Source organism: Lachnoclostridium sp. An169, assembly GCF_002160525.1.
In the GTDB taxonomy this organism is placed as follows: domain Bacteria; phylum Bacillota; class Clostridia; order Lachnospirales; family Lachnospiraceae; genus Mediterraneibacter; species Mediterraneibacter cottocaccae.
This window is the reverse complement of sequence record NZ_NFKT01000091.1, coordinates 1-505: the sequence shown is the minus strand read 5'-3', so window position 1 is coordinate 505 and position 505 is coordinate 1. Positions and strand designations below refer to the sequence as shown.

The following is a 505-nucleotide window of genomic DNA, read 5'->3' as shown; positions in this document are numbered from 1 at the left end:
AGGATATCTTTGAGTATATTTCACCAAAGTACGGGATTGCTTTAGAAGAATGGAATCATGATCAGGATCATGTCCATGTTATGTTCCGTGCACAGCCGAAATCGGAGATTAGTAAATTTATAAATGCGTATAAGAGCGCCAGCAGCCGTCTCATCAAAAAAGAATATCCGCAGATCCGTGGGAAGTTATGGAAAGAGGCATTCTGGAGCCAGAGCTTTTGCCTGGTGACTGCGGGAGAGGCGCCGGTTGAAGTGATCAGGGCGTACATAGAGAGTCAGGGGGAGAAGGATGAACAGAGCATATAAGTTTCGGATCTATCCGACCGGGGAGCAGGAGATTCTGATCCATAAAACCTTTGGCTGCTGCAGGTTTGTCTATAACCATATGCTGGCAGATAAGAAGCAGGCGTATGAGGAAACAAAACAAATGAGAAAGATCACCCCTGCGGCATATAAAAAAGAATATCCCTGGCTGAAAGAGGTCGATTCCCTTGCGCTTGCGAATG

General features: G+C 45.9%; 2 protein-coding genes. Both read left to right on the top strand.

Annotation, left to right across the window (positions count from 1 at the left end):
* A partial coding sequence (tnpA, locus tag B5F07_RS22270) for an IS200/IS605 family transposase (protein WP_087163339.1) occupies positions 1-305 on the top strand: 305 nt, incomplete at its 5' end.
* On the top strand, positions 289-505 hold a 217-nt coding region (locus B5F07_RS22265; protein WP_162613204.1), incomplete at its 3' end, for a helix-turn-helix domain-containing protein. The genes tnpA and B5F07_RS22265, both read left to right, overlap by 17 nt.